We start from the raw sequence: 23,288 nt of genomic DNA, 5'->3' as shown, positions 1-23,288 counted from the left end.
TGGGTTCTCGCTCTGATTGTTCGAAGACTTATTCGCCGGCCAGTGCGTGCGCACCCCGGCTACCCACCACTACCCGCGTACCGTCGGCCGCCAACGCCGCTGCAGCCACGGGTGACGGGGCCTGTCGCGCCAACAGCTGCAACCGCGTGCCGGGCGCCTGGCCCAGCAGCGCCTGCCCCGTCTGCGTAAACAGCTCGTACTGCCCCTGAGGATTGACGAGGGCGGCGGTGATGCTGACTTTCAGGTCGCTGCTCAGCGGGCTCCAGTGCTCGCCGCCATCGGTGCTGCGCAACACATTGCCGCGCAGGCCAAAGACGATCACTTCACCGGGCTTGCCGATCACCCCGAAAAAGCTGCCCTGATACGGGGTCTGCAAGGCCGCGAACCGCTGCCGGTCAGCCTGCCATTTGAGCAGCAGGCCCTGCTCCCCGGCGATGTACAACCCGTCACCGGTCGAGGCGATCGCGTTGAGGTGAAACCCCTGGGGGTTGTCGGTGCGATCCTGGAACGGCGTCCAGCTGCGGCCGCCGTCTTCGGTGCGCAGGATCAGGTTGAACACCCCGATCACATACCCCAGCCGGTCGTTGGCGAACCAGACGTCGAGCAGCGGCTTGTCGGCGCCCTCGGCGGCCAGGCGCTGGCCCTCGGCGACCCACAAGGGCCATTGCTCACTGGCGGGTTCGGCGGTGGCCAGTGCGGTGTAATGCCTGACCAGCAAGTCGCCAATCTGGCGGCCGTCCAGTTGCTTGCTCCAGGACGCCCCGGCGTCGCTGCTGTGCAGCACCACACCATCGTTGCCCACCGCCCAGCCCCGGGTGGCCGTGGGGAAAAACACGGCATTGAGGTCGCTGCTCACCGGCACGCTGGCTTGTACCCAGCGCTGACCGGCGTCATCGGAATACAGAATATGGCCTCGCTGCCCCACGGCTACCAGGCGTTCACCGGCCCGGGTGATGCCCACCAAAGGGCTGCGTACGGCCAGCGCGCTCGGCTCGGCCGGCAGTTCCAGTACATCCACATAAGCTGCCGCCCTGGCGCCACCCGGCAACAGCACCAGGGTTGAACAGAGCAATGCCAGCGTGATTTTTTTCAAAGAACCCATACCGCACCTTCCAAGAGTACGACGCCACGCTGCACCTGCGCGCAACCCGGCGTCAGCCACGGTCACTCAGCGAATACCGGCCCCTGCCAGGGCATCCGGTGCCCACTGCACTTTGGACAGAGTCTCGATGTACTTGATGCCGCCGTACGGCCCGACGATGCCGTTAATGTTGTAGTTGCCGCCCACCAGGTCGTAAATCATGAACGGCGTGGTGTCGGGGGTCTGCTTGTCGTAGCTCTGGCTCAGGAAGGTGAAGGCCCCCCGGTAGAGTTTGCCGCTGGCGTCATACTGGTCGGAGGCCAGCGCGATCCAGCTGTCTTCATCCAGGTAGAAACGGCGCTTGTGGTAGATATGTCGCGCACCCGGCTTGAGCGTGGCTTCCACCACCCACACCCGGTGTTTCTCCCAGCGCACGTAGTCGGGGGCAATATGGTTGGCGGTGGTCAGCGCCTTGGCCTGGTCGGCGTAGGTCAGGCGGTAGGTGTTGTAGGGCACGATCAGTTCCTGCTTGCCCACCAGCTTCCAGTCGTAGCGGTCCAGCGCGCCCATGAACACGAAGGTGTCGTCATAGGTATTGGTGCCGGCCGTGCCCGGGTTTGGCGTGTCGTAGGCCAGGTCCGGCGCGAGCTTGACCCGTCGCTGACCGGGCAGGTACTGCCAGGCCTTGCGCGGTTGGGCCAGGGGGTCGGCCGAGTCCTTGAGCATGATCGCCTCACCCGCACGGCGCGCCGGACCGGTGTAGTACAGCTTCATCTGGTAAAAAATATCGTTGCCGGCCACCGGCCTGGTCATGTTTTCGTAGATCGGATAATTCATGAACGCCAGTGCTGTGGTGGACAGTGTCGGCACCCCCGCCGCATCGACGTTCCAGGAGTCATATTTGCTGCTGATATTGGTCCCCAGGTAACGCAGCAGGTGGTTCCACATGGCCTCGCTGCCTGACTGCGGGATCGGGAACGGCACGCCGGGCAGTACGTTGTCGATGGCCAGACCGCCGTTGAGGCTTCGGGCGTCGGTGGCGTTTTTACGGCTGTTTTCCAGTACCGCCGCAGGCAAGGCGACCGTGCGGTGAGTGGGATACACGTCGATGCGGTAAGAGGGGTAACGCCTGGCCAGCTCCGCCGTGGTGGCGGTCAACTGCCCCTTGTACTGATCGACGTTTTTGCCATCGATCACCAGCAGCGGTTTCTCGTCGGCGAAGGGGTCGGGGCGCATGCTGTCACCGGCCTTGAAGCTGGCGGGGGGCGTGGTCAGCCCGCCTTTGTAGGGCGGGATCGAACCGTCGGCATTACCCGCCATCTCGGCGCCCACCCCGGTCAGGCTGGTGCCCAGCTTCGCGGCCTCCTGGGCCGATACGCCCGCCTGGACCTGGCCGGCGATCACCGCTGCCAGGGCAATTGCCAGCACACTGCTTGGAAATTTCATCTGAATTCTCTCCACTTGTTTTTATAATTCGAGCGTCAATCAGAAGGTGGTCTTGAACGAAGCCGTGACCATCCCGCGGTCCTTCAACAGCGGTGACAGACCGGCCTGTGAGGTGATCTGGCCGGGGATGCACTGGTACAGACCATTGGTCCCGGGAGTGTTGTTGTCGAAGCCGGTTTCGCAGGTATCGAAAGGGCCAAAGGCATCGACGTATTTCAGGTCGAGCTTGTACTTCTGGTAGATGTCCGCCGCAACGCCGATGGAGTAGCTGCCGGCATTCTCGTTGCCGCCCAACTGGACCGCCGAGTTGCCCTTGAGGCCAACGTTGTAGGACAGCGGCATGAACATATCGACGCCCGGCAAGACCTGGAACCAGGTCGGGGTCAGATTGACCGCCAGCGTGTAGGCATTGGTGTCGACCTTGTCGACCCCCCGGTAGCTGGCGTCGCCCTTGAAGGTCTGCTTGCCCTTGTCGACACTCACCAGATGGGTCATGGCGCCTTCAACGGCCAGGGACGAGGCGTCCCACAGCGGCGTCTTGCCAAAGCTCATCAGGCCATTGAGCACTGCATGGAACGTCTTGCCCCGGGCCAGCCCCGTATCGCCATTGCCCGGTACGGCACCGATCAGGTTGGCGCCGTTGACCAGCCCCGCGCCTGCCTCTGCACTCAACGTCGGGTTGATGGTGCTGAAGTTGCTCACCAGCGGCATGTTCTCGCGATAGTTCAGGTCCAGGCCGACACTGACCGGGCCCACGCTTTTGGACAGGCTGATGCCGTAGATGTCGATGTCATCGGCATAGGCGGTCAGGTACTCGACCCCTTCCAGACCGGCCAGCCCTGGCAGGTGCAGGTTGGGCGCGTTGATCAATACCGAAGGCATGGTGTCCGAGGTATTGCGGTAGTAGAAACCCAGGGTGCCGTCGAGCCATTCCGGGCTCCACTTGGCCATCAAGCCAAAGTCGCCGGAGTTGCGCGGTTTTACATCATGGCCACGGGGCGCTCCGTAGTAGGCACCCGCCCCGCCCAGCAACCCCGGCACGGGCAGCCAGAAAACGTCGGCACCCTCGCCCAGCATGTCGTAACCGCCCATGTAGGTCCCGCCCTCGGGCAGACGCGAGTTCTGGAATTCAAGGAAGTACTGCGCGCCCAGGGTCAGTTCAGGGTTGACCGTAAACGACACGGAAAGCTGGTTGCGCGGCAGGAACAGCTCCTTGGTTTCGGTCCCGGGGACGTTGTACAGCTTGGCGAGGTCGAGGGCCGACTGACCGTAGTTGATCCCGTTGGCCGCGTTGAACAGGGTCTCGCCCCAGTAGACGTTGTGCTTGCCCAGCTTGGCGCTGAGCATCGACTCGTCACCGATTTCGGTGCTGTAAAACACAAAGGCATCGAGGATTTCACCGGACGGTCCGTTGTAATAACGGTCGGTGTAGTTGCTCAGCCCATGTGTGACGGGCGCATGACCGTTGAGCGAGTCACCTGGCCGGATCGCGCCGCCGCCAGCAGGACGGGCAGCTACCAGGTTGCCGGCATTGCCCGCCTGGCCGGGGAACGGGTTGGAATTGGAGCCCACATGGTCATAGGCATGGTCGTACCAGCTCGCGCCACTGACCCGAAAGCCCATTTTCCCTTGGTAGACCACATCCAGTTCGGTCAGCAGATCGACCCGTTGGGTCACTGCGCTACCGACACTGAAGTTCTTGTCGCCATCGTTGAGGTTGGCGGTGTCGGCAATTTTCCCGTTCTGGCTCTCAACCCGTTGCCCATAGCTGGCCTTGAGCGTGTTATCGAAACGCACGGCCCAGTCTTCACTGCCATCGATGAGTTCAAGTGCATGGGCGGCGGGGATTGAGGCGAGCAGCATGGCGGTGCCAAGCAGGCTGCGACCTGTCGTGTTGTGCATTACGTTGTCTCCGTTTTCTTGTTTTTGTTTTTTTGGTTTTAACAACGGCCCGCACCCGGTCCTGGCGCTGATGCGAGCATGTTTGAGGTGAGTATTTTCGGGTGTCTGAACTAGCGGTCCAGGGTGCGGATAAACCCGTCGGCCTGGGGCCAGTCGCCGTAACCGGCGGCCGGATTGAGATGCCCTACGGCCCCCAGGTTGACCAGCTCACTGCCCCAGCCCCGAGCCATTTCGGTCACGGCCTGCAGGCTGGCGAGGTGGTCGTTGGTGCTGGCAGCCACGATCGAGGGGAACCCCAGTGCGCCCTTGGGCAGAGGTGCCCAGCCATTGGCCTGCAGGCTTTGCGGGGACGGGTAGTTTTCAGGCCAGCTGGCCCCAAGGTCTGGTGGTGCAACCAGCAAGGCACCCTTGATCGGGCGGTCATACCGGGCCGCCCAGTGCGCCACCATCAGCACGCCGGCACTGTGGGCAACCAGAATCACCGGGCCGTCGATGGCCTGCAGCTCACGCTGGATTGCATCCACACGGGCCGCGAGGCTGAGCGTGTTGTCTTCCAGGGGCGGTACCGAGCGGACCTTGTCCAACCGGGCCTGCAGCAGGGTTTGCCAATGTTGCGGCACGTGATCTCGCAAGCCGGGAACAATCAAAACAGTGGTTTGACTCATCGGTTCATTCACCTTTGCACACTCCAGCGCAGGTTTCGTCAACACTGCGAACCTGCTAGCTGCACAGTAGATTTGGCCCGGTGCCAACGCTTCACATTTGGCGTCAACCACTTCTCTATTGACGACAGCCACACCGGATCAGGCCGCTGGTTTGCCCCCGGGTACTTTTCATTCCACGACCAAACATCTATAACTGCCCGGCAGTGCGGTCGAGAGACCTTTATTTGTCACCCAAGGGAAGACATCCACGCCATGACCGTTCTCGCCCGATCCGCCGCACTGACCAACTACCTTGAAGTGGCTCGCCATTTACGGCTGAACGTGAACACGCTGCTGGCTCAGGCGGGCTTGAGCACCTCGATTCTCAGTGACCCCAAGCAACACATCCCGGCCAACGCTGCCGTCACCTTGCTGGAGCACTCGGCACAACAGAGCGGCTGCGAAACCCTGGGCCTGCGGATGGCCGAGTTGCGGCACCTGTCAGACTTCGGTGAAGTGAGCCTGCTGCTCAGCCACCAGAACAACCTGCGCGATGCCCTGCAAGTGATCGTGCAGTACCGTCACCTGCTCAATGACTCATTGGCGATTTTCATTGAAGAGACCGGCAAGACCGTGATCATCCGTGAAGAACTGATCACCGAGGTCGCCACCAGCAACCGCCAGGCCATCGAACTGGCCATTGCCGTCATGCATCGCTTTTGTGCCGCCCTGCTCGGCGCGCACTGGAGCCCGATCAATGTGTGCTTTACCCATGAGGCGCCAAGCGACCTGAGCGTGCATCGCCGCATCTTCGGTTGCAAAGTGGATTTCGGCTGCGAGTTCAACGGCATCGTCTGCCCCGCCACCAACCTCGACACGGCCAACCCGCTGGCCAATGCGGCCATGGCCCGGCACGCCCAGCGCTACCTGGATTCGCTGCAGAGCAAAAACCACTGTTCACTGGCATTCGACGTGCGCAAATCCATCTACCTGCTGCTGCCCATGGGCCGGGCCACCATCGAGCAGATTGCCCAGAGCCAGGGCATGAACGTGCGCACCCTGCAGCGCCGCCTTGAAGAAGACGGTGCCAGTTTCAGTGAATTGATCAATCACGTGCGCCGCGACCTGGTGATTCGCTACCTGGAGAACCCCGGCTATACCCTGGGCCGGATCACGGACATGCTCGGCTACTCCATGCCCAGCTCGTTCACCCGCTGGTTTATTTCCCAGTTCGGCATGCCGCCTGCAGTGTGGCGCAGCGAACACAAGACCGCCCCGCGCAAAGACCACTGAGCGCGCACAAAAAAACGGCCGCCTGCATGCACAGGCGACCGCAAGCGGAGCATCGGTTTTACAGGCCCCAGTGCATCAGCAGCAGCACCAGCACCACGAGAAACACCGTTTCCCCCAGCATCAGCAGGATGGGCTTGATGCCCACGGCGGCCAGCTCCTTGAGCTGGGTTTTCATGCCCAGGGCACTGATCGCCACCACCAGACACCAACGCGACAGTTCATTGGTAAAACCCTGCACTGCCGGCGCCACCCAACCGGTGCTGTTGATGCACGCCAGCAGCAAAAAACCCACCGCAAACCAGGGCAACAACGGCGGTCGCTTGCCCGCCGGATCGGCGCCCTGCATGCGGGTGATCATTGCCGCGCAGACGATCACCGGCAGCAGCATGGCTACCCGCATCAGCTTGACCACAGTGGCGGTGTCCCCGGTTTCGGTGGACATGCTGTAGCCGGCACCCACCACCTGGGCCACGTCATGAATGGTGGCGCCGAGGAACACCCCGGCCTGCCGGGGTGACAACTCAAGCCAGTTGGCAATCATCGGGTAGACGATCATGGCCAGGGTCGACAGCGCCGAGACCCCGATCACGGTAAACAGCGTGGCCCGCTCCTTCTGCGGATGGTTGGGCAAGGCCGCCGCCAGGGCCAGGGCGGCCGAGGCACCGCAGATGGCCGTGGCACCGCCGGTGAGCATGCCGAACAGGCGCTGAAAGCCCATGGCCCTGGCGGCCACCACCGACACCAGGATGGTTACCACCACCAGGGTGACCACCAGAGCCACCGGCTTCCAGCCCAGTGCGGCGATCTGCTCCAGGGTAATGCGCATGCCCAGCAGCGCCACGCCGATACGCAACACGGTACGGGCGGTGAACTCGATCCCGGCCTTGCACGTGCTGTCCACGGCGAGAAAGTTCAGCGCCATGCCGAGCAACAGGGCGAACAGCATCACAGGGGCATCGTAGTGCCCGGAGAGGAAGCTCGCGGCGGCCGCAACGATCAGGCTGACGATAAAACCGGGGGCCAGTTCACGCACACGGCTGTGAGCCGCAGCCAGGACGATAACACTCATACGGCAACTTCCTTTGCAGCGAGGACAATAAACACCTGGCCGTCGACCACCTCGACCGGGTAGCTGGCGACTTTGAGACGGGTGGAATTGAGCAGGTAGCCGCTGGCCAGATCAAAGCGCAGGCCGTGGGCACAGCACTGGATCACCCGGCCCTCAAGGCGGCCACCGCACAGCGATGAGCCCTGATGCGGGCAACTGTCGTCGATGGCGTAGATCTGCCCGGCGACATTGAACAGCGCCAGGCTGTTACCCGCGGGCTCGAACAGTGTGCGCATCCCGGGTGCCGGGACCTTTTCCGCGGGCACTGCAACTCCCGTGACAGCACTCATGACAGCACCTCGCATGCAGGCTTGCAGGGCGCATCAACAACTTCTTGAACTCTGGCGCGATCCACATCGTTGAGGTAATGGTGGCGGGTATAGAAGAACACGGCCGCCGCTGCGATGCTCATCAGTGGCATCCACTGAAGAGCGCCATGCAGACCAATAACATCCGATACCCGACCGGTAAAAAATGGCCCCGGCGCCAGGCCCAGCAGGTTGTTGGCCAGGGTCAGGGTGGCAAACGCCGTGCCGTGCACCGAGTAGTGGGTCAAGTTGGCAACCATGGCGGCGCACGTGCCGTTGGTGCCTGCAACCATCAGCATGCCCATGCCGATGAGCACCAGCTGCACAGGCCCGGCGGGCAGGAGCAACGCCAGCGACAACAGCAGGCAGCTGCCCAGGCAATACACGATGGATATCTCGATTTTGCGCAATGGCGACTGACGGCAAAGACGGTCACTGAGCATGCCGCACATGATTGCCCCGGCACCGCAACACAGCACCATGATTGCCGCGACACTGCCAGCCCTCGCCTCGTCCATGGCGTAATAGCGATTCAGATAGCTGGGCATCCACACGATCAGGCTGCCGGTCACGAACATCTGTAACCCGCTGCCCACATAAGCGCCGATCACCGAACGGGTGCTGTACAACGTGCGCAACGGGCGCTTGAGCACGGTTTTGCCCTTGTTCCTGAAGCTGGCCAGGCGTTGCGGAGCGATCCGGGCTTCCTTGACGACCAGCGGGTAAAGCACAGCCAGTACCAGGCCGAACAGCGCCATGCTCGCGAACGACCAGCGCCAGCCCAGCTTGGCGGCAATTGCCCCGCCCAGAGCGATACCTAGTACGGAGCCAAACAGGCCGCCTGCCATAAAGGCACTGGCCAGGGTGGCGCGCATGCTTTTGGGAAACACCGAGACCACCACGGCAATGCCGACACTGCCATAGGCCGCTTCGCCGACACCGACCATGAAGCGCGCAATCAACATGTGCTGGTAATTCTCTGCCAGGGCACAGCCCAGGGTGGCCAGGCTCCATAGCATGGCCATCAGGGCCAGGCTTTTGACGCGACCAAAGCGGTCGGCCATCAACGATAAGGGAAAGGTCAGAAGGCCCACCATCAGCGCGACGATGCCGCTGAGCAGGCCGAGCTGGCTGTCACTCAGTGCCCACTCGCTCTTGAGTATCGGAAAAACGGCATTGAGTACCTGGCGGGACATGTAATCGGAAATCAACAAGCCAAAAGTCAGTGCGAACACAACCCAGGCATATCTGCGCGGGATACCGGCCGACGTGTCTTCTTCATCGTCCACAGAGCTGTGGTGATAGGCCATGCAGCCTCCTCGGTGTCTTGCACCTGTTTTTTATTGTTGTTTTTGGGTCCTGCGCAAGCAGGAAGCCTCGGGCTTCCTGCTTGATGTCACATCAGTCGCGGCGCGGTACGCCTTTTTGACCCGGCTTGCGGTTGGGCGCCATGCCGTTGGCCAGCAGGGTTTGCTCGACCGTGTCGTACTGCACGCCGATGCGGTAGATGTCGCGCGCCTCTTTGCCGGTGGCAATCTCACGGCCCAGTTCATGGGCAATGCGTACGGTCTGCTGGATCTGCTGCACCGACGTAAAGCGCTTGCCGTGCTGATCGATGATGGTGTCTTCGGTGCCCACACGCGGGTGCAGGCCCATGGCCAGGGCAATGGTATTGAGCGGCAGCATGTTCTTGATCAGCGACTCGGAGGTGAGCGTGCAACCATCCGGTACGCGGTTGATGAAGTTGAACATGTTGAACGGGTTGGGGCCGTCGAAACCGCCACCGATACCGATCCAGGTCAGGTTCAGCGGGCCTTTGTAGAGGCCCTTGCGCACCATGCGCTCAAGGGTTTCGTAAGCATGGATGCCGGTCAGCTGGAAGTGCGGCTGAATATTGTTGGCCTGCAGACGCTTGAGGTGTTCAGTCACCCAGGCCGGGCCTGCCGGTACGGTCATTTCGCTGTAGGCTGCCTCGTAAAGCGGGTCGGCCAGCGAAGTACCTTCGCGGTACTCCGGGTACAGCAACTCCATGATGTTCATCTGAATGGTGTTGATCGCCACGGTGACCTGGTCCGGCCGCGGCGAAAGCTCCGCCAGCATGTGCCGGGTGTCGTCGGACAGCCACAGGGCCGCTTCACCATCGCTTTCCGGGGCAAAGGAAATCGAACCGCCCACCTGGATAATCATGTCCGGCACGGCTTCACGCACACCGGCGATCAGCTCGTTGAACTTGGACAGGCGCTTGGAGCCTTTACCGTCCAGTTCGCGCACATGCAGGTGCAGTACGGTGGCGCCGGCTTCATAGCAGTCAACTGCCTTCTGAACCTGCTGATCCATGGTCACCGGGATATCTTCCGGGAAGTCTTCCGGCATCCACTCAGGGGCATAAGGGGCAACGGTAATGACCACTTTTTCCATGTTTTCAGGGTGCAGGGAATCGTCGAAGAATTGCATGCTGGTTTCCTTTTTTATTGTTGTTCGCTTGGGTGCGCTTGCTTAGTAGGTTTTCTCGCCAGTGATGCCGGCGCGTTCCATCTTGCGATGGCAGGCCGGGTAATCCATCACCGCGTAATGCTGGGTGCTGCGGTTATCCCAGATGGCGATGCTGTTGGGCTTCCAGCGCCAGCGCACCTGGTACTCGGGGATGCTGGCCTGGCCGATCAGGTAGCGCAGCAGCTCGGACGCACCGTGGCTGAAATCCTGGCCGTAACGCACCCGTTCAGCGGTGTGGTAGTTGCTGAAGTGAGTGGTGAAACCATTGACGAACAGCACCTGCTCGCCGGTTTCCGGGTGCGTGCGCACCACCGGGTGCTCCGCATCGGGGTACTGGATCTTGAGTGCCAGACGCTTTTCGATCGGCATGGCCGCGCCGAACGTTGCCTCGATGCTGTGACGGGCCCGCAGGCCTTCGATCACGGCCTTGACGTCGCGGGGCAAGCGCTCATAAGCCACCACCATATTGGCCCACATGGTGTCGCCCCCCACCGGGGGGCACTCCACGCAACGAAGCACGCAGCCCAGCGGTGGCGCCTCGCGCCAGGTGGCATCGGTGTGCCAGCTGTTTTCGTAACGGTCGACCGGGCTGTCCGGGGTTTTATAGATCTGCACCAGGCCGGGATGGTCCGGGTGGCTGCCCAATACCGGATGGTCCTCCAGCTTGCCAAAGTGCCGGGCAAAGGCCACGTGCTCGGCACGGCTGATGTCCTGGTCCCTCAGGAACAACACGCGATGCTTGAGCAGTAGGGCCCGGATCTCGGCGAACAGGCCGGCGTCATGGATGGCATCGGCAAGGCTGACGCCGATCAGCTCGGCGCCGATATGGCAGGTAAGTTGTTCGACTCGCATGACCTGCCCTCCTTTAGATAACGAATATCGAGGAGCCCGTGGTCTTGCGCGATTCCAGGTCACGGTGGGCCTGTACGGCATCCTGCAAGCTGTAGTGCTGGTTGATCTCGATCCTGATCCGGCCGCTGCCCACCAGGTCGAACAGTTCACCGGCCAGATCGGCCTTTTCTGCCGGATCCGCGATGTAGTCGGCCAGTGCCGGACGCGTCATGAACAGCGAGCCTTTCATCGCCAGCAGGGCCGGGTTGAAAGCCGGGATCGGGCCGGAAGCCGTGCCCACGCAGACCATCAGGCCACGGCGTTTGAGCGAGTCCAGCGAGCCCATGAAGGTGCTCTGGCCCACACTGTCGAACACCACATTGACGCCGACGTTGTCGGTCAGCTCGCGAACGCGTTTGGCCACATCCTCGTGGCTGTAATTGATCACATGATCGCAACCATGGGCCAGGGCCACCTCAGCCTTGGCATCGCTGGACACGGTACCTATCACCTTCAGGCCCAGCAGCTTGGCCCACTGCGAAACAATCAGCCCGACGCCACCGGCGGCGGCGTGCAGCAGGATGCTGTCTCCAGGTTTGAAATCATGGATGCGGCGCATCAGATAGGCAGACGTCAGACCGCGCATGGTCATGGCGGCAGCGGTTTCAAAAGAGATGCTTTCCGGCAGTTTGATCAGGGGTGCAGCCGAGATCAGGCGCTCGGTGCTATAGGCTCCCAGGGTGTTGAGAAAGCCGGTATACGTGACACGATCCCCGACCGCCACATGGCTGACGCCCTCACCCACTGCCGCGACGATACCGGCCGCTTCAACCCCCATGCCGTTGGGCATCGGGATCGGGTAAGTGCCATTGCGAAAGTAGGTATCGGCATAATTGAGGCCGACGGCGACATGCCGCAGCCTGACCTCGCCGGGGCCTGGGTCGCCCACTTCCACTTCCTCAAAACGAAGCACCTCGGGACCACCGGTTTCGTAAAAACGTACGACTTGGGCCATGCTTTTATCTCTCCAGTCAGCATTCAGATCGCACTACGGCGATATACGTGGACTGGAATGTAAACAACGGCCGGGCCGGGCGCTTCTCATCAGACGACAGCGCCTTCTCTTTTCATGACAGGGGTTGCAAACACCTGTCGCAGCCTTCGGCAGCGGCGACAGACATCCCCTCGGCCGCCTGGAGGGTTGCCACCTTCAACCCACCCGCCACTGCTCAAACAAACTGTCAAACATCGCCTGGGCCGCTGCCGAAAGCTCATGCCCGGGTTTGGTCAAAACCCCCATGGCCCGCTCTACCACCGGCTCATGCAAGGTGATGCAGCACGCCCCCAGTTCACGCATCTGCTCGGCACACAAGGCCGGCACCACACTCACTCCCAGCCCGCTGGCCACCATGCGCCCGACCGTTGCCAGCTGATGGCTTTCGAATTCCACCGGCAACTTCATCTGCCGCGCCTGCAAATGTTCCTCCAGCATCACCCGCACCGCAGAAGGTCGCTGCAGGGTAATAAAGGGCTGTTCGAGCAAGGTTTTCCAGTCAATCAGCGCACGCCCGGCCAGCAGCGAATCACGGGGCACCACCGCCACAAAACGGTCGAGATACAGCGGGGTAAACGTCAGCGACGAACCCGGCCCCGGCTCGAACGCCACCCCCAGCTCCACCTGCCGGTCGCGGACCATTTCCAGCACTTGCTCGTTGATCACATCATTGACCGTGACGTTGACCTTGGGGTAACGCACACGGAAACGCTTGAGGATGGCCGGCAGCACGTTGCCCGAAAACGACGGGATGGCCGCCAGGGTCACGCGCCCGCGCTGCAAGGTGAAACGCTGGCGCAGTTCATCCTCGGCATTGTCCCAGTCGGCAATCAGCCGACGGGCCAGGGGCAGCAGCGACTCGCCTTCCGGCGTCAGTGCCACATTGCGCGTGGTGCGGCTGAACAGGCGCCCGCCAAGGCCCTCTTCCAGCGCCTTGATGGTCAGGCTCAAGGCCGATTGGGATAAATGAAGACGCTCGCAGGCCACGGCAAAACTCAGGCTCTGGGCCACGGCGAGGAAGGCGCGGATCTGTTTCACGGTCATGGGCGGGGCCTCAAGTTGATTAATTTGTTTTATCTATCAATAAACCTTAAAAATCAACTTAACAAATCAATAGCACGCAGTGACACTCGCTACAAACGGCTAACCACCACCCACTAAAAATAAAAGAGGTGCATATGGCAGGTTTCGACAAGCGTGTGGCGACCTACGAAGAAGCCCTGGCCGGGCTCAAGGACGGCATGACCGTCATCTCTGGCGGCTTTGGCCTGTGCGGCATCCCGGAGAACCTGATCAATGAGATCAAGCGCCAGGGCATCCGCGACCTGACTGTGGTTTCGAACAACTGCGGGGTCGACGGTTTCGGCCTCGGCGTACTGCTCGAAGACCGCCAGATCAGCAAAGTGATCGCCTCTTATGTAGGTGAAAACGCACTGTTCGAGAAGCAGCTGCTGAGCGGTGAAATCGAAGTTGAATTGACCCCCCAGGGCACCCTCGCCGAAAAAATGCGCGCCGGCGGTGCCGGTATCCCGGCATTTTTCACCGCCACCGGGGTCGGCACACCCGTGGCCGATGGCAAGGAAACCCGTGAGTTCAAGGGCCGCGCCTACCTGATGGAAGAGTCCATCACCGGCGACTTCGCCATCGTCAAGGGCTGGAAAGCCGACCACTTCGGCAACGTGATCTACCGCCACACTGCGCAGAACTTCAACCCGCTGGCCGCCACTGCCGGCAAGATCACCGTGGTGGAAGTCGAAGAAATCGTCGAACCCGGCGAGCTGGACCCGACGCAGATCCACACCCCCGGCATCTACGTCGACCGGATCATTTGCGGCACGTTCGAAAAACGCATCGAGCAGCTCACCGAGCGCTCCTGATCCCCTGCCCCCAGCTCTGACGGAGTACCACCATGGCTCTTTCCCGTGAACAAATGGCTCAGCGCGTCGCCCGCGAAATGCAGGACGGCTTCTATGTGAACCTCGGTATCGGCATCCCGACCCTGGTCGCCAACTACATTCCCGAAGGCATGGAAGTCATGCTGCAATCGGAAAACGGCCTGCTCGGCATGGGCGCGTTCCCCCGCGTCGGTGAAGCAGACGCCGACATGATAAACGCCGGCAAGCAAACCGTGACCGCCCGAACCGGTGCGTCGATTTTCTCCTCGGCAGAATCCTTCGCGATGATCCGCGGCGGCCATATCGACCTCACCGTACTCGGCGCCTTTGAGGTCGACGTGCTCGGCAACATCGCCTCCTGGATGATCCCCGGCAAGATGGTCAAGGGCATGGGCGGCGCGATGGATCTGGTGGCCGGTGCGGACAACATCATTGTCACCATGACCCATGCATCCAAGGACGGGGAGTCCAAACTGCTGTCGCGTTGCAGCCTGCCGTTGACCGGCGCCGGCTGCATCAAGCGTGTACTGACCGATCTGGCCTACCTGGAAATCGACAACGGTGCGTTCATCCTCAAGGAACGCGCGCCCGGCGTCAGCGTTGACGAGATCGTGCGCAAAACCGCCGGCAAGTTGATCGTCCCGGACCATGTCCCGGAAATGCAATTCGCTTGACCCGCACCTTTTTCAGGAGAGATTCGATGCAAGAAGTCGTTATTGTCGCCGCTACCCGTACGGCGGTTGGCAGTTTTCAGGGTTCGCTGGCCACTGTCCCGGCGGCCGAGCTCGGCGCTGCGGTGATCCGTCAATTGCTGGCAAAAACCGGCCTGAACGGTAATCAGGTGGATGAAGTGATCCTCGGGCAGGTACTTACCGCAGGCTGCGGGCAGAACCCCGCGCGCCAGGCGTCGATCCTTGCGGGCCTGCCCCACACGGTCCCGGCACTGACCCTGAACAAACTCTGCGGCTCCGGCCTCAAGGCCCTGCACCTGGCGACCCAGGCGATCCGTTGCGGCGATGCCGAAGTGGTGATTGCCGGTGGCATGGAAAACATGAGCCTGGCCCCCTACGTGCTGCCCGCCGCCCGCACCGGTTTGCGCATGGGCCACGCGAAGATGCTCGACAGCCTGCTCCACGACGGCTTGACGGACGCTTTCAACGATTACCATATGGGCATTACGGCCGAGAACCTGGCGGACAAGTACCAGCTCAGTCGTGAACAGCAGGACGCCTTCGCCGCCGCTTCGCAACACAAAGCCTGCGCGGCCATCGAGGCCGGGCGCTTCGCCGACGAGATCACGCCGATCCTGATTCCACAGCGCAAGGGTGACCCGCTGGCCTTTGAAGTCGACGAACAGCCCCGCGCCGGGATCACCGCCGACGCTCTGTCCAAACTCAAACCCGCGTTCAAAAAAGACGGCAGCGTCACCGCCGGCAATGCCTCGACCATCAATGATGGCGCCGCTGCCGTGGTGCTGATGAGCGCTGCCAGGGCCGAAGCCCTGGGCCTGCCGGTGCTGGCCCGGATCGCCGGTTACGCCAACGCCGGTGTCGACCCGGCAATCATGGGCATCGGCCCGGTCGCGGCCACCCGCAGCTGCCTGGCGAAAGCCGGCTGGAGCCTGGACCAACTGGACCTGATCGAAGCCAACGAAGCTTTCGCCGCTCAATCCCTGGCGGTGGGCAAAGAGCTGCAATGGGATATGAACAAGGTCAACGTCAATGGCGGTGCCATTGCCCTGGGCCACCCCATCGGTGCATCGGGCTGCCGTGTTCTGGTGTCATTGCTGCACGAGATGATCAGGCGCGATGCCAAAAAAGGCCTCGCCACCCTGTGCATCGGCGGCGGTATGGGCGTAGCCCTGGCCATCGAGCGCAGCTAAACCTCCCCGCGTTCAAACAGCCAGCGTTCGGACCCACGATATCCACGCGCTGGCTGGCAACACCCCCGGCGTGGCTTCGGTCACGCCGGGTTTTTTTTGACCCGGGTTTGCTCAGGGGCAATCGCCTGACCTTGCGCCGTTACCGGCTGCATCAGGCCCAGGGGCTGCCCTGTGGCGGTGTCCACCAGTTGCGAGCGCGCCTCGTGCGGCTCGAACAAATACTGCTCCGCCCATTGCCTGAAAGCCACGACCACAGGGAACAGGCTCTTGCCCTTCTCGGTCAGGACGTACTCCTGGTACGAGGTTCCGTCGGACGCAGGCCGCACTTCGAAAATACCGGCCTCAACCAGGTTCTTGAGCCGGTTGGTCAGCACGCTGCGCGCAACCCCCAAACCACTCTGGAAGTCCCCGAAACGCCGAACCCCGTCAAATGCGTCGCGCACGATCAATAACGACCAGCGATCGCCAATCACGTCCGCCGTCCGTGCCACCGGGCAACTCTGGCCCGCTTCATTGTGCTGACTGGTCATACCGGCTCCTTTGCTTGCCTTGGGAATCAGGTTGCTTCGCGCAACAAGTTTCATTTTAAGACTGGTTGACCTAGAATGAAACCAGTCTTCATTTGAGACCAGTATGACGAGAGGTTTTCCCGTGCACGCAGATCAACTTCATCCCCCACCTGTGGCAATGGCCACGGGCGTTCCGCGCGGGCTCGTCGGGCTGCTTGCCTGTGCCAGCGGGCTGAGTGTGGCGAACGTCTACTACGCGCAGCCGTTGCTTGATCAGGTGGCGGTGGACTTTGCCATCAGCCCTGCCTCCGTCGGCGGGGTCATTACCGCCACCCAGGTCGGCAGCGTACTGGCCTTGCTGTTGCTCGTGCCACTGGGTGACCAGATCAACCGTCGCACCTTGATGCTGGCCCAGGCAGGGGCATTGATCGCCGGGCTTATATGCGTCGGCATGACCCGCTCCCCCGTGCTCATGCTGCTGGCCATGCTGACAATCGGGCTGCTGGGGACCGCCATGACCCAGGGCTTGATTGCCTTCGCCGCCACCGCGTCCCTGCCCCGGGAGCGTGGCCGGGTAGTGGGCACGGTTCAGGGCGCGGTCGTCATCGGCCTGTTGCTGTCACGGCTGGCTGCGGGGCTGGTCGTGGATCTGGCCGGGTGGCGCTGGGTTTACCTCGGCTCGGGGCTGGTGATGATGGTGCTGGCCCTTATCCTCTACAACGTCCTGCCGTCGCAGCGACCGACTGCCGCGCCGATGCCCTACTGGAGGCTGGTCCTCTCAATGTTCACCCTGCTCAGGGAGGATCGCGTGCTGCAAATCCGCGGCATGCTGGCGTTGTTTATCTTTGCGGTGCTCGGGATTTTCTGGAGTGCCCTGGTCTTTCTGTTGACCCAGGCGCCCTACAGCTTTTCGCACACCGCCATCGGCATGCTGGGCCTGGTGGGTGTGGTGGGCGCGCTTGCAGCCACACGGGCCGGGATCCAGGCGGATAAAGGACAGGGCCAGCGGACAACCGGCTGGTCACTGGGGTTGTTGCTGCTTGCGTGGCTGGCTCTCTGGCTCACACCCCACTCGCTGGCCTGGCTGATCATCGGTGTGATCATCCTCGACCTTGGCGCACAGGCCATTCACGTGACCAACCAAAGCATGATCTTCAACGCCCGGCCCGACTCCCACAGCCGGATCGTCGGTTGCTACATGCTCTTTTATGCCGTTGGCAGCGGGCTGGGTGCACTGGCATCCACAGCCCTGTTCGCGGCCTGCGGCTGGACGGGCGTTTGCGCACTCGGCGCCGGGGTCAGCCTTGCGGCCTTCGGGTTCTGGGGCATGACGTTGCGTCATATGCCCAAGGCTATTTGATCAGGCGCACTTCCCTGGACGGCCGGTAGCCGAAATAAGCGCTGTAGCACTTGCTGAAATGACTGGGCGAAACAAACCCGCAGGCTACCAGCACCTCGACCTGGGACAGCTCGGTGTGTTGCAGCAACCGCCGCGCTTCGGTGATGCGCAGTTCGAGGTAATAACGTTGCGGCGTGGTGCCCAGTTGCTCCTTGAACAGACGTTCGAGCTGGCGACGGGAGCGGCCGACAAAGACCGCCAGTTGCTCCAGCTCCAGCGGTTCTTCGAGGTTGGCGTCCATCAACTGCACCACTTCACGCAGTGGCGCGCTCACGCAGATGTTCTGTGCCGGTTTGATCCGGCGATAGCGGGACTCTTCAAACGCCAGAATGTCCTCGATCCCTTCCACCAGTGCCTTGTCGTGCAGCCCCTTGATCCAGCCCAGCGCCATCTGGAAAGCACCGGCCGGGCTCGAGGCCGTCAGGCGGTCACGATCAATGACCCAGGGTTCGCTGGTAATCTGCGCCGCCCTGGCCACTTCGACCAGGGCCGGCCGGTGTTCGGGGTGGATCGCACACCGGTAGCCATCCAGCAGCCCGGCACTGGCGAGGAACCACGCACCGTTCCACAACCCGCCCAGGGTAATGCCCGCGTTTGCGGCGGCCCTGAGCAGGTTGATCAGTTCGTCGCTGATTTTCAGCTCTGTCCTGTAGCCGCCGCAGATGACCAGCAGGTCCAGCTCGTTGATGATCGAAGGATCAATGCGCGCATCGGGCCGGATCACCAGGCCCAGATCGCTGACCACTTCACCGTCGCTCAAGCCATAGGTGCGCGATGAGAACAGATCGGCGCGCAGCAGGTTGGCGGTGATGATGGCGTCCAGCGCCTGGGTGAAGGCGGTCAGCGAAAAGTGCTCGAGCAGCACAAAACCGGTGCGCACCCTCGGGCGCACCTCAGCGGTGCTGTCTTTGAGGTAGCGAAGGTTCTTGCCCTTCATGCCGGTGCTGAATTGACGTCGTTCGGTCAAGGGGCGATCCATCTGCGATGGGTTTATCGAGGCGCAATGCTAACCCCCGGCAGGCCAAAAATCTCCTGTCGGTAGCACAGGCACTCATTGGATCAGCTCAGAACCCCACCGTTGCCGACAACAGGTAAGTTCGCGGCGTCGAGAGCGTCAGGCCCGGCTCGCTGTCGTCCGAGGCACCCGCCGAACTCCAGAACCGCTTGCCCATTACGTTCTCGACACTGGCCCGCAAGGTCACGGCCGTTGCGTCGACCTTGAACGCGTAGCGCGCGCCCACGTCGAAGCGTTCCCAGGCGTCGATTTCCTTGGTGTTGGCCTGGTCCAGATACTGCGAGCTGGAATAGAGGCCGCGTCCGGTCAGGGTCAGCCCCGGTACCGCTGGCATATCCCACTCGGCCCCCAGGTTGACGTTGTACTCCGGCGTGGCCGGCGCACGGTTGCCGTCATAGGCACCGTCGAGGGTATCCGTCAGTTTGCTGTCGATGTACATCACCCCGCCCAGCAGACGGAAGCCCTGGAGCGGTTCGCCGAACACACTGACTTCCGCCCCCAGGTTCTGCCGCTTGCCATTGGGGCCAAAGACCTGGGTCGTGGCATTGGTCTCATAGGCCGGCTGCCTGATGCGGAACACGCTGGCGGTGATCGCGAACGGGCCGGTGTCGTACTTGGCCCCGGCTTCGATTTGACGGCTGATAAACGGCGGGAAGATTTCGTCTTCGTTGACCGAAACCGAAGGCGCAATCTTGCCCTGGCTCAGGCCTTCCATGTAATTGGCGTACAGCGAGAGCTTGTCGGTGGCCTTGAACAGGATGCCGCCCGACGGCGAGACTTTTTCTTCGTCGTAGCCGGTTTTGCCTTTGATGTCATTGTTCCAGTCATCGACCTTGACCCGCTGCCAGCGGGCGCCCAGGGTCAGGAGCAGGCGGTCGTCAAAGAAACCGAGGGTATCGGCCAATGCCACGCCGCTGTAGCGGCTTTCGGTGTAGACCTCGGGGTCAAGCCGGGTGGGTGTGCCGGGGCGGGGTGTTTCAACCGGGTGATAGATGTTGCTGGTCGAGGTCGCATAACGGGCGCCGCCATTGGTGAAGTCCATATAAAAGTAACTGGCCGCCAGATTGACCTCATGGCTCACAGCGCCGGTATGGAACCAGTTGCGCACCCCGGCCATGGCGGTGCGCACATTTTCGTCACGGGTAAAGTCCCGCGGCTGCACGGTGAAGTCACCGGCATCGTTGGTCACCGACACGGCATGACGCAGGAAGTCGTGATTGCTTTTGCGCGCCCCGACGGCGCCGTAGACCATGACCGAGTCGTTGACGTCATACTCGGCATTCACCGCCCCGAAGGTGTCCTTGGTGCGCGCCCGGCTCCAGGGTTCTGCGTAGTTGTGGCGAACGTCGCCGGCGTCCGGCACCTTGGCTTTGGGGCCTACCTGCACTCGCTCCTGGGGCGCATCGGTGATGCGTTCGGTGTGGCCGATGTCGGTCGACAGCCGCAACCGCTCGCCGCGAAAGTCCAGGCCCAGGACGGCCATCTCGCGATCAACGCTCTGGTGATCCCACTCAGTATCGCCGGACTGTTTTACGCCATTGAAACGCAACCCGAACTGGTCCTCGTCACCGAACCGACGGCCGATATCCACAGCACCGCCGACCTGGCTGTCGGAGGCGTAGCTACCGGTGAACTCGGTGATCGGCTGATCCGTGGCGCGCTTGGGCACCACGTTGATACCGCCGCCCACACTGCCCCGAGGCGAGATGCCATTGATCAGTTGGCTCGGGCCTTTGAGGATATCGACGCGGTCGGCCATCTCCATGTCGATGGTGTACGTGGGCAGGATGCCGTAGAGGCCGTTATAGGCGACGTCACTGTTGAACAGGCTGAAACCGCGAATGGTGAATTGCTCATAGCGCCCGCCCGCCGGGTTGGTTGCACGTACCGAGGGGTCGCTGCCGATCAGGTCGCCCAGGGTGCGGGCTTGCAGATTCTTGACCGCCTCGCTGGTGTAGGTGGTCATGCTGAACGGGGTTTCCATGAAGTCCCGCGAACCGAGCAAGCCTTGGGAGCCCCGACGTGCAACCTGCCCACCGGCGAACACAGCGCCCTGCCCGCCGCCTTCTGCGCCGAGAATCGAGGTGCTGGGCAGTTGCAGGCTGTCGCTGTCGTGCGCCATGGGCATCAGGGTGTAGGCCTGATCGCCGGCGGGCACCAGTTGCAGACCGGAGCCCTGTAGCAGCCGGGTGAAGCCCTCCTGCACCGCGAACGGGCCGGACAGGCCGCTGCTGTTGTGACCGCTGACCAGCGCCGGGTCCACCGACAGGTTGACCCCCGCCAGCCCGGCGAAACGGGTCAAGGCGGCGCCCAACGTGCCCGCGGGCACCTCATAGGTACGGCGTTCGTCGCTGTCGGCCCAGCTTGAGGAGACAAACAGCGGGCTGGTACTGAGGGTCAACACAAGGCCGAATCGAAACAGCGGGCGCAAGCGCAAGGACGGTACTGCAAGCATGGGACAACGCTCTCGTATTTTATTCACTTGCCTTGAATGACCGTCGAGGTAAAAAAAAGGGACAGCGAAATCTGTAAAACCGGGGAAACCCTGTAGCCACTGCCCAAGGCTGCGGCTACAGGGTTTGTGTATCGCGCAATCTATTGCTTTGCTTTGCTTTGCTTTGGCTTTTGATCTGCTCTTGATCTACCTGCCCCTTCGGGAGGCCGAGTGGAGGTTCTGCGCAGTGGGTCTCCCGGCATGGATGCCGGGAGAGCCGTGCTGGGCCAAGGATGGCCCGTCACGGCGTGCCCACGGAGCATACCTGCGCGAGGGACACCTGAGCGCAGCGAAGGCCGTACGCCGGGGCAAGCCTTTTTGGGTACTTTTTCGGCGTTTGGAAAAAGTGCCTCGCCGTAAGGGCGAAACCCGTAGAACGCCGTGGCGCATCGAATGGATATGTACCCGGGGTGAATAACTGCAACACCAAGTACATATCCGCCACACACGCCCAACTGGAATGGGGGCATTCGCGTTGTTCGTACATTCCCCTGGCTACAGCAAAAGCAAAGGTTAAGGCTTGAAACTGCACAACCCCTTGTGGGAGCGGGCTTGCTCGCGATGGCATCGGCGCGATTCAACTCAAATACCGCGCCGCTTGCATCGCGAGCAAGCCCGCTCCCACAGAGGAGATGTGCGAGCCTCGCAGACCTCGCCGGCAAACAGGCCGGCCGGTCGGCCGCCTCGGCGGGCATTGCTTTTGATCTACCGGCCCCTTCGGGAGGCCGAGTGGAGGTTCTGCGCAGTGGGTCTCCCGGCATGGATGCCGGGAGAGCCGTGTTGGGCCATGGATGGCCCGTCACGGCGTGCCCACGGAGCGGGACCGGAGCGAGGGACACCTGAGCGCAGCGAAGGCCGTACGCCGGGGCAAGCCTTTTTGGGTACTTTTTCGGCGTTTGGAAAAAGTGCCTCGCCGTAAGGGCGAAACCCGTAGAAAGCCGTGGCGCATCGAACGGATATGTACCCGGGGTGAATAACTGCAACACCAAGTACATATCCGCCACAAACGCCCAACTGGAATAGGGGCATTCGCGTTGTTTGTACATTCCCCTGACTACAGCAAAAGCAAAGGCTTGAAACTGCACAACCCCTTGTGGGAGCGGGCTTGCTCGCGATGGCATCGGCGCGATTCAACTCAAATACCGCGCCGCTTGCATCGCGAGCAAGCCCGCTCCCACAGAGGAGATGTGCGAGTCTCGCAGACCTCGCCGCCAAACAGGCCGGCCGGTCGGCCGCCTCGGCGGGCATTGCTCTTGATCTACCGGCCCCTTCGGGAGGCCGAGTGGAGGTTCTGCGCAGTGGGTCTCCCGGCATGGATGCCGGGAGAGCCGTGCTGGGCCAAGGATGGCCCGTCACGGCGTGCCCACGGAGCGGGACCGGAGCAAGGGGCACCTGAGCGCAGCGAGGGCCGTACGCCGGGGCAAGGCCTTTTTGGGTATTTTTGTGGTGGTCCGACACTCGGCTGTTTGACAAAAGTGCCTCGCCGTAAGGGCGAAACCCGTAGAAAGCCGTGGCGCATCGAACGGATATGTACTCGGGATGAATAACTGCAACACCGGACACATATCCGCCACACACGCCCAACTGGAATGGGGGCATTCGCGTTGTTCGTACATTCCCCTGGCTACAGCAAAGGCAAAGGCAAAGGCAAAGGCTTGAAACTGCACAACCCCATGTGGGAGCGGGCTTGCTCGCGATGGCATCGGCGCGATTCAACTCAAATACCGCGCCGCTTGCATCGCGAGCAAGCCCGCTCCCACAGATGAGATGTGCGAGTCTCGCAGACCTCGCCGCCAAACAGGCCGGCCGGTCGGCCGCCTCGGCGGGCATTGCTGTTGATCTACCGGCCCCTTCGGGAGGCCGAGTGGAGGTTCTGCGCAGTGGGTCTCCCGGCATGGATGCCGGGAGAGCCGTGTTGGGCCATGGATGGCCCG

General features: G+C 62.1%; 19 protein-coding genes. 5 read left to right on the top strand and 14 right to left on the bottom strand.

Features of this window, described 5'->3' with window-relative positions; translation table 11 throughout:
* Window positions 1-28: 28 nt before the first annotated feature.
* The 4 genes from ACZRMS_RS23890 to ACZRMS_RS23875 all read right to left on the bottom strand — a co-directional run bounded on the left by ACZRMS_RS23890 (window position 29) and on the right by ACZRMS_RS23875 (window position 5,106).
* Window positions 29-1,102: a WD40/YVTN/BNR-like repeat-containing protein gene (locus tag ACZRMS_RS23890; protein ID WP_463997336.1), complete on the bottom strand. Its 1,074-nt coding sequence runs from the start codon at window positions 1,100-1,102 to the stop codon at window positions 29-31.
* A 66-nt stretch (window positions 1,103-1,168) separates the two neighbouring features.
* Entirely contained in the window at window positions 1,169-2,527 is a 1,359-nt protein-coding gene (locus ACZRMS_RS23885) for a DUF1329 domain-containing protein (protein ID WP_463997335.1), read from the bottom strand.
* A gap of 39 nt (window positions 2,528-2,566) precedes the next feature.
* Window positions 2,567-4,429 (bottom strand): DUF1302 domain-containing protein, encoded by a 1,863-nt coding sequence (locus ACZRMS_RS23880; protein WP_463997334.1) that lies wholly within the window; start codon window positions 4,427-4,429, stop codon window positions 2,567-2,569.
* A gap of 110 nt (window positions 4,430-4,539) precedes the next feature.
* Window positions 4,540-5,106 carry an RBBP9/YdeN family alpha/beta hydrolase gene (locus ACZRMS_RS23875; RefSeq protein WP_463997333.1) on the bottom strand — a complete coding sequence of 189 codons (567 nt, stop codon included), beginning with the start codon at window positions 5,104-5,106 and terminating at the stop codon, window positions 4,540-4,542.
* Between the two features lie 240 nt (window positions 5,107-5,346).
* Here ACZRMS_RS23875 and ACZRMS_RS23870 point away from each other — a divergent pair, with 240 nt between their 5' ends.
* Window positions 5,347-6,366 carry an AraC family transcriptional regulator gene (locus ACZRMS_RS23870; RefSeq protein WP_463997332.1) on the top strand — a complete coding sequence of 340 codons (1,020 nt, stop codon included), beginning with the start codon at window positions 5,347-5,349 and terminating at the stop codon, window positions 6,364-6,366.
* Between the two features lie 58 nt (window positions 6,367-6,424).
* Here ACZRMS_RS23870 and ACZRMS_RS23865 read toward each other — a convergent pair whose 3' ends face one another.
* From ACZRMS_RS23865 to ACZRMS_RS23835, 7 genes are all read right to left on the bottom strand, one after another.
* Window positions 6,425-7,435, bottom strand: a complete 1,011-nt coding sequence (locus tag ACZRMS_RS23865) for a YeiH family protein (protein WP_463997331.1) — start codon at window positions 7,433-7,435, stop codon at window positions 6,425-6,427.
* The gene (locus ACZRMS_RS23860; protein WP_463997330.1) at window positions 7,432-7,764 is read right to left on the bottom strand and encodes a Rieske (2Fe-2S) protein; all 333 of its coding nucleotides are present in this window, start codon (window positions 7,762-7,764) and stop codon (window positions 7,432-7,434) included. The genes ACZRMS_RS23865 and ACZRMS_RS23860 overlap by 4 nt, the downstream gene beginning before the upstream one ends.
* Window positions 7,761-9,092, bottom strand: coding sequence for an MFS transporter (locus tag ACZRMS_RS23855; RefSeq protein ID WP_463997329.1), 1,332 nt, complete (start codon window positions 9,090-9,092; stop codon window positions 7,761-7,763). Before ACZRMS_RS23855 ends, ACZRMS_RS23860 begins: the two co-directional genes overlap by 4 nt.
* Window positions 9,093-9,183: 91 nt before the next feature.
* On the bottom strand, window positions 9,184-10,236 hold the full coding sequence (locus ACZRMS_RS23850) for a beta-keto acid cleavage family enzyme (protein WP_463997328.1): 1,053 nt from the start codon (window positions 10,234-10,236) through the stop codon (window positions 9,184-9,186).
* A gap of 42 nt (window positions 10,237-10,278) precedes the next feature.
* The gene (locus tag ACZRMS_RS23845; protein WP_463997327.1) at window positions 10,279-11,127 is read right to left on the bottom strand and encodes a TauD/TfdA dioxygenase family protein; all 849 of its coding nucleotides are present in this window, start codon (window positions 11,125-11,127) and stop codon (window positions 10,279-10,281) included.
* A gap of 13 nt (window positions 11,128-11,140) precedes the next feature.
* A complete protein-coding gene (locus ACZRMS_RS23840; RefSeq protein ID WP_463997326.1) occupies window positions 11,141-12,121 on the bottom strand; it encodes a quinone oxidoreductase family protein in 981 nt (326 codons plus the stop codon).
* Window positions 12,122-12,316: 195 nt separating this feature from the next.
* Window positions 12,317-13,204, bottom strand: a complete 888-nt coding sequence (locus tag ACZRMS_RS23835; RefSeq protein WP_463997325.1) for a LysR family transcriptional regulator — start codon at window positions 13,202-13,204, stop codon at window positions 12,317-12,319.
* Between the two features lie 134 nt (window positions 13,205-13,338).
* On the opposite strand from ACZRMS_RS23835, the gene ACZRMS_RS23830 reads away from it, so the two are divergent.
* From ACZRMS_RS23830 to ACZRMS_RS23820, 3 genes are read left to right on the top strand one after another with little or no spacing between them, the layout of a single operon-like run.
* On the top strand, window positions 13,339-14,037 hold the full coding sequence (locus ACZRMS_RS23830; RefSeq protein ID WP_048361555.1) for a CoA transferase subunit A: 699 nt from the start codon (window positions 13,339-13,341) through the stop codon (window positions 14,035-14,037).
* A 32-nt stretch (window positions 14,038-14,069) separates the two neighbouring features.
* On the top strand, window positions 14,070-14,729 hold the full coding sequence (locus tag ACZRMS_RS23825) for a CoA transferase subunit B (protein WP_048361554.1): 660 nt from the start codon (window positions 14,070-14,072) through the stop codon (window positions 14,727-14,729).
* A gap of 26 nt (window positions 14,730-14,755) precedes the next feature.
* Window positions 14,756-15,937 carry an acetyl-CoA C-acetyltransferase gene (locus tag ACZRMS_RS23820; protein WP_463997324.1) on the top strand — a complete coding sequence of 394 codons (1,182 nt, stop codon included), beginning with the start codon at window positions 14,756-14,758 and terminating at the stop codon, window positions 15,935-15,937.
* Between the two features lie 80 nt (window positions 15,938-16,017).
* Here ACZRMS_RS23820 and ACZRMS_RS23815 read toward each other — a convergent pair whose 3' ends face one another.
* Window positions 16,018-16,467, bottom strand: coding sequence for a winged helix-turn-helix transcriptional regulator (locus ACZRMS_RS23815; RefSeq protein ID WP_463997323.1), 450 nt, complete (start codon window positions 16,465-16,467; stop codon window positions 16,018-16,020).
* Between the two features lie 157 nt (window positions 16,468-16,624).
* Here ACZRMS_RS23815 and ACZRMS_RS23810 point away from each other — a divergent pair, with 157 nt between their 5' ends.
* Window positions 16,625-17,806: an MFS transporter gene (locus ACZRMS_RS23810; RefSeq protein WP_463997350.1), complete on the top strand. Its 1,182-nt coding sequence runs from the start codon at window positions 16,625-16,627 to the stop codon at window positions 17,804-17,806.
* Here the strand turns inward: ACZRMS_RS23810 and ACZRMS_RS23805 are convergent.
* Both ACZRMS_RS23805 and ACZRMS_RS23800 read right to left on the bottom strand, forming a co-directional pair.
* Entirely contained in the window at window positions 17,799-18,824 is a 1,026-nt protein-coding gene (locus ACZRMS_RS23805) for a GlxA family transcriptional regulator (RefSeq protein ID WP_463997322.1), read from the bottom strand. The genes ACZRMS_RS23810 and ACZRMS_RS23805 overlap by 8 nt on opposite strands.
* Before the next feature lie 85 nt (window positions 18,825-18,909).
* A complete protein-coding gene (locus ACZRMS_RS23800) occupies window positions 18,910-21,315 on the bottom strand; it encodes a TonB-dependent siderophore receptor (RefSeq protein WP_463997321.1) in 2,406 nt (801 codons plus the stop codon).
* Between the last annotated feature and the right edge of the window lie 1,973 nt (window positions 21,316-23,288).

It is taken from the genome of Pseudomonas sp. B424 (assembly GCF_055408345.1).
The sequence above is the reverse complement of the archived record's forward strand: the minus strand, read 5'-3'. Positions and strand labels throughout refer to the sequence as shown.